Source organism: Streptomyces spongiae (genome assembly GCF_009377185.1).
In the GTDB taxonomy this organism is placed as follows: Bacteria; Actinomycetota; Actinomycetes; order Streptomycetales; family Streptomycetaceae; genus Streptomyces; species Streptomyces spongiae.
The window spans coordinates 1-4,257 of the sequence record NZ_VJZC01000743.1; the positions used below are offsets into that span (position 1 = coordinate 1).

The 4,257-nt window shown below is 70.4% G+C and carries 4 protein-coding genes; all 4 read left to right on the top strand.

The window, feature by feature from the left end:
- The first annotated feature begins 135 nt into the window (after positions 1 to 135).
- The 4 genes from trpB (at position 136) to lgt (ending at position 4,217) form a co-directional block, all read left to right on the top strand.
- Positions 136 to 1,422 carry a tryptophan synthase subunit beta gene (gene trpB, locus FNH08_RS45810; protein WP_152777578.1) on the top strand — a complete coding sequence of 429 codons (1,287 nt, stop codon included), beginning with the start codon at positions 136 to 138 and terminating at the stop codon, positions 1,420 to 1,422.
- 11 nt (positions 1,423 to 1,433) lie between these two features.
- Positions 1,434 to 2,249, top strand: coding sequence for a tryptophan synthase subunit alpha (trpA, locus tag FNH08_RS45815; RefSeq protein ID WP_407704583.1), 816 nt, complete (start codon positions 1,434 to 1,436; stop codon positions 2,247 to 2,249).
- A 78-nt stretch (positions 2,250 to 2,327) separates the two neighbouring features.
- Complete coding sequence (locus tag FNH08_RS45820) at positions 2,328 to 3,101, top strand: DsbA family protein (protein WP_322726517.1); 774 nt, start codon at positions 2,328 to 2,330, stop codon at positions 3,099 to 3,101.
- A 108-nt stretch (positions 3,102 to 3,209) separates the two neighbouring features.
- Positions 3,210 to 4,217, top strand: a complete 1,008-nt coding sequence (lgt, locus tag FNH08_RS45825; RefSeq protein ID WP_152777580.1) for a prolipoprotein diacylglyceryl transferase — start codon at positions 3,210 to 3,212, stop codon at positions 4,215 to 4,217.
- Positions 4,218 to 4,257 lie beyond the last annotated feature (40 nt).

The following is a 4,257-nucleotide window of genomic DNA, read 5'->3' on the forward strand; positions in this document are numbered from 1 at the left end:
GGACGGGTAGGGGCGGCGGGGGCGCAACAAGCCGTCGGCCACCCTCCGGCACCGCCCCCGCCACGACGCGCACACGCGATCACCGTCCATCCCGTCAAGACTTCGGGGCCGTACGCCCCTGTGAGGTAGACCGGAATGTCCAGCGAGTTCTTCATCCCCGACCCCGAGGGCCAGATACCCAGCGCCGAGGGGTACTTCGGCGCGTTCGGCGGCAAGTTCATCCCGGAGGCGCTGGTCGCCGCCGTGGACGAGGTCGCCGTGGAGTACGACAAGGCGAAGGCCGACCCCGAGTTCGCCCGCGAGCTCGACGACCTGCTCGTCAACTACACCGGCCGGCCGAGCGCGCTCACCGAGGTACCGAGGTTCGCCGAGCACGCCGGGGGCGCCCGCGTGTTCCTCAAGCGCGAGGACCTCAACCACACCGGGTCCCACAAGATCAACAACGTGCTCGGCCAGGCGCTGCTCACCAGGCGCATGGGCAAGACACGCGTCATCGCCGAGACCGGCGCGGGCCAGCACGGCGTGGCGACGGCGACCGCGTGCGCGCTGTTCGGCCTCGACTGCACCATCTACATGGGCGAGATCGACACCCAGCGACAGGCCCTCAACGTCGCGCGCATGCGCATGCTCGGCGCCGAGGTCATCGCCGTGAAGTCCGGGAGCAGGACGCTCAAGGACGCCATCAACGAGGCGTTCCGGGACTGGGTCGCCAACGTCGACCACACCCACTACCTGTTCGGGACCGTCGCGGGCCCCCACCCCTTCCCCGCCATGGTGCGCGACTTCCACCGCGTCATCGGCGTCGAGACACGCCGGCAGCTGCTGGAGCGTGCCGGGCGGCTTCCCGATGCCGCCGTCGCCTGCGTGGGGGGCGGTTCCAACGCCATCGGGCTCTTCCACGCCTTCATCCCCGACAGCTCCGTACGGCTCATCGGATGCGAGCCCGCCGGGCACGGGGTCGAGACCGGGGAGCACGCCGCGACCCTGACCGCGGGCGAGCCCGGGATCCTGCACGGGTCGCGGTCGTACGTCCTCCAGGACGAGGAAGGGCAGATCACCGAGCCGTACTCGATCTCGGCCGGTCTGGACTACCCGGGCATCGGGCCCGAGCACTCCTACCTCAAGGACAGCGGCCGCGGCGAGTACCGCGCGGTCACCGACGACGCGGCGATGCAGGCACTGCGCCTGCTGTCGCGCACGGAGGGGATCATCCCGGCCATCGAGAGCGCCCACGCGCTCGCCGGTGCCCTGGAGGTCGGCCGTGAACTGGGCAAGGACGGGCTGATCGTCGTCAACCTGTCCGGCCGCGGTGACAAGGACATGGACACGGCCGCCCGGTACTTCGGCCTGTACGACACCGACGCCACCGTTGCCGCGGACGCCGACGGCGACACCGCCGAGATCGAGGGGGACGCCAAGTGAGCGGGGCTGCTGTGACTGGTGGAAAGGGCCGGCTGCTGAGTGACACCCTGGCGGCCGCCAGGGCCGAGGGGCGCTCCGCCCTCATCGCGTACCTCCCGGCCGGGTTCCCGACCGTCGACGGCGGGATCGCCGCGATCAAGGCCGTCTTCGAGGGCGGAGCCGATGTGGTCGAGGTGGGGCTGCCGCACAGTGACCCCGTCCTCGACGGGCCCGTCATCCAGACCGCCGACGACATCGCCCTTCGGGGTGGCGTCAAGATCGCCGATGTCATGCGCACGGTGCGCGAGGCGTACGAGGCGACCGGCAAGCCGGTGCTGGTGATGACGTACTGGAACCCCATCGACCGGTACGGCGTCGAGCGCTTCACCGCCGAGCTCGCCGACGCCGGAGGGGCCGGGTGCATCCTGCCCGACCTCCCCGTCCAGGAGTCGGCCCTGTGGAGGGAGCACGCCGAGAAGCACGGGCTCGCCACGGTCTTCGTGGTCGCGCCCAGCAGCAAGGACGCCCGGCTCGCCGAGATCACCGCGGCGGGCTCCGGCTTCGTCTACGCGGCCTCGCTGATGGGGGTCACGGGGACGCGTGCGTCGGTGGGCGCGCAGGCGCAGGACCTGGTCCAGCGCACCAGGGCCACCACCGAGCTGCCCGTCTGCGTCGGGCTCGGGGTCTCCAACGCCGCGCAGGCCGCCGAGGTCGCCGGCTTCGCCGATGGCGTGATCGTCGGCTCGGCCTTCGTGAAGCGGATGCTGGACGCGCCGGACGAGGCCGCCGGCCTGGACGCCGTACGGACGCTGGCGGGCGAGCTCGCCCAGGGTGTGCGCGGGGCGTAACGGACGATCCGCTCACTCGAACGAGTGGACCTGGGGCCGGGGAGGCGCTTGGCGCCTCTCCGGTTCGTTCTGCCGGACGTGAGCGAGAAGAACCAAGAGGGAAAGCGCACCGCCCGGGAGAGGCTGGCGGCGGAGCGAGAGAAGCAGAGAACCGCGGAGAAGCGCCGCCGCGCACTGATCGTGGGTGCCTCCGTGGTGGGCGTCCTGGGCCTGGCTGCGGTGATCGGCGTCGTCGCCGCGAACGCGGGCAAGGACGGGGAGGACGCCTCGGGCCCGTTCGTGGGGCCCTCGGGAGCGCAGGGCAAGGACGGCCTGGTGATCCCCGTCGGCAAGGACAGCGCGAAGTCGACCCTCACGGTGTGGGAGGACTTCCGCTGCCCGGCGTGCAAGTCCTTCGAGGACGCCTACCGCTCCACGATCCACGAGCTCACGGACGCCGGAAAGCTCAAGGTCGAGTACCGCCTGGCGACGCTGATCGACGGGAACATGGGCGGCAGCGGCTCGAGGAACGCCGCGAACGCCGCCGCGTGCGCGCAGGACACGGGCAGGTTCCCGGCGTACCACGACGTGCTGTACCAGAACCAGCCGCCCGAGACGGACGACGCCTTCGCCGAGAGCGGCAAGCTGGTCGAGCTGGCCAAGAAGGTCAAGGGGCTGGACACGGCCGCCTTCCGCCGGTGCGTCGAGGACGGCACGCACAACAGCTGGGTCGTGAAGTCGAACGAGGCCTTCCAGAAGGGCCGCTTCTCGGGCACCCCGACCGTGCTCCTCGACGGAAGGAACATCTACCAGGACCGGTCGATGACCCCGGCGAAGCTGAAGCAGATGGTGGAGGCGAAGAGCGGGGGGTGAGGCCCGCGCGCCGTGGTGTGACGGAGGTGTTCGCGGCGGTGGCGTTATGGAGCCGTAGCCGGGCGGGTTGCCGTGGTGCCTGTCCGGCAGGGTAGCGTCGACCCTGCCATGGACCTTGACCTTGCCTTCATTCCGAGCCCGTCGCGCGGGGTGCTGTACCTCGGCCCCGTTCCGCTGCGCGGCTACGCGTTCTGCATCATCATCGGCGTCTTCGTGGCCGTCTGGCTCGGCAACAAACGCTGGATCGCCCGCGGTGGGCGGGCCGGTACGGTGGCCGACATCGCGGTCTGGGCCGTGCCGTTCGGCCTTGTCGGCGGACGGCTGTACCACGTGATCACGGACTACGAGCTGTACTTCAGCGAGGGCCGTGACTGGGTGGACGCCTTCAAGGTGTGGGAGGGCGGTCTCGGTATCTGGGGCGCGATCGCGCTCGGAGCGGTGGGGGCGTGGATCGGCTGCCGCCGGCGCGGTATCCCGCTGCCCGCGTACGCCGACGCCGTCGCGCCCGGCATCGCGTTCGCGCAGGCGATCGGGCGGTGGGGCAACTGGTTCAACCAGGAGTTGTACGGGCGCCCCACGGATGTTCCCTGGGCCCTGAAGATCACGTCCTCGACGGACGGCCGGGTTCCGGGTACGTACCACCCGACGTTCCTCTACGAGTCCCTGTGGTGCATCGGCGTCGCGCTGCTGGTCATCTGGGCCGATCGGCGCTTCAAGCTCGGGCACGGGCGGGCGTTCGCGCTGTACGTCGCCGCGTACTGCGTGGGGCGTTTCTGGATCGAGTACATGCGGGTCGACGACGCCCACCACATTCTTGGTCTGCGGCTCAACAACTGGACCGCGATGTTCGTGTTCCTTCTCGCTGTGCTGTACATCGTGCTCTCTGCGCGGAAGCGGCCTGGGCGGGAGGAGGTCGTGGAGCCGGGTGTCTCCGACGGTTCCGGTGACGACGGTGACCGGGATGGTGACGTGGTGGAGCCCGAGAAGAAGGCGGACGCCGCGGAGTCCTCGGACGAGTCCGAGACCGGCAAGGCCGAGGGTGACGGGACCTCGGAGAGTGAGTCGGAGAAGTCGTCCGAGGAAGAGTCCGAGGCCGAGTCGGCGAAGAAGAGCTGATCTTGACGGTACGTCCGAGGGGCGCCGCGTCCGTGGACGC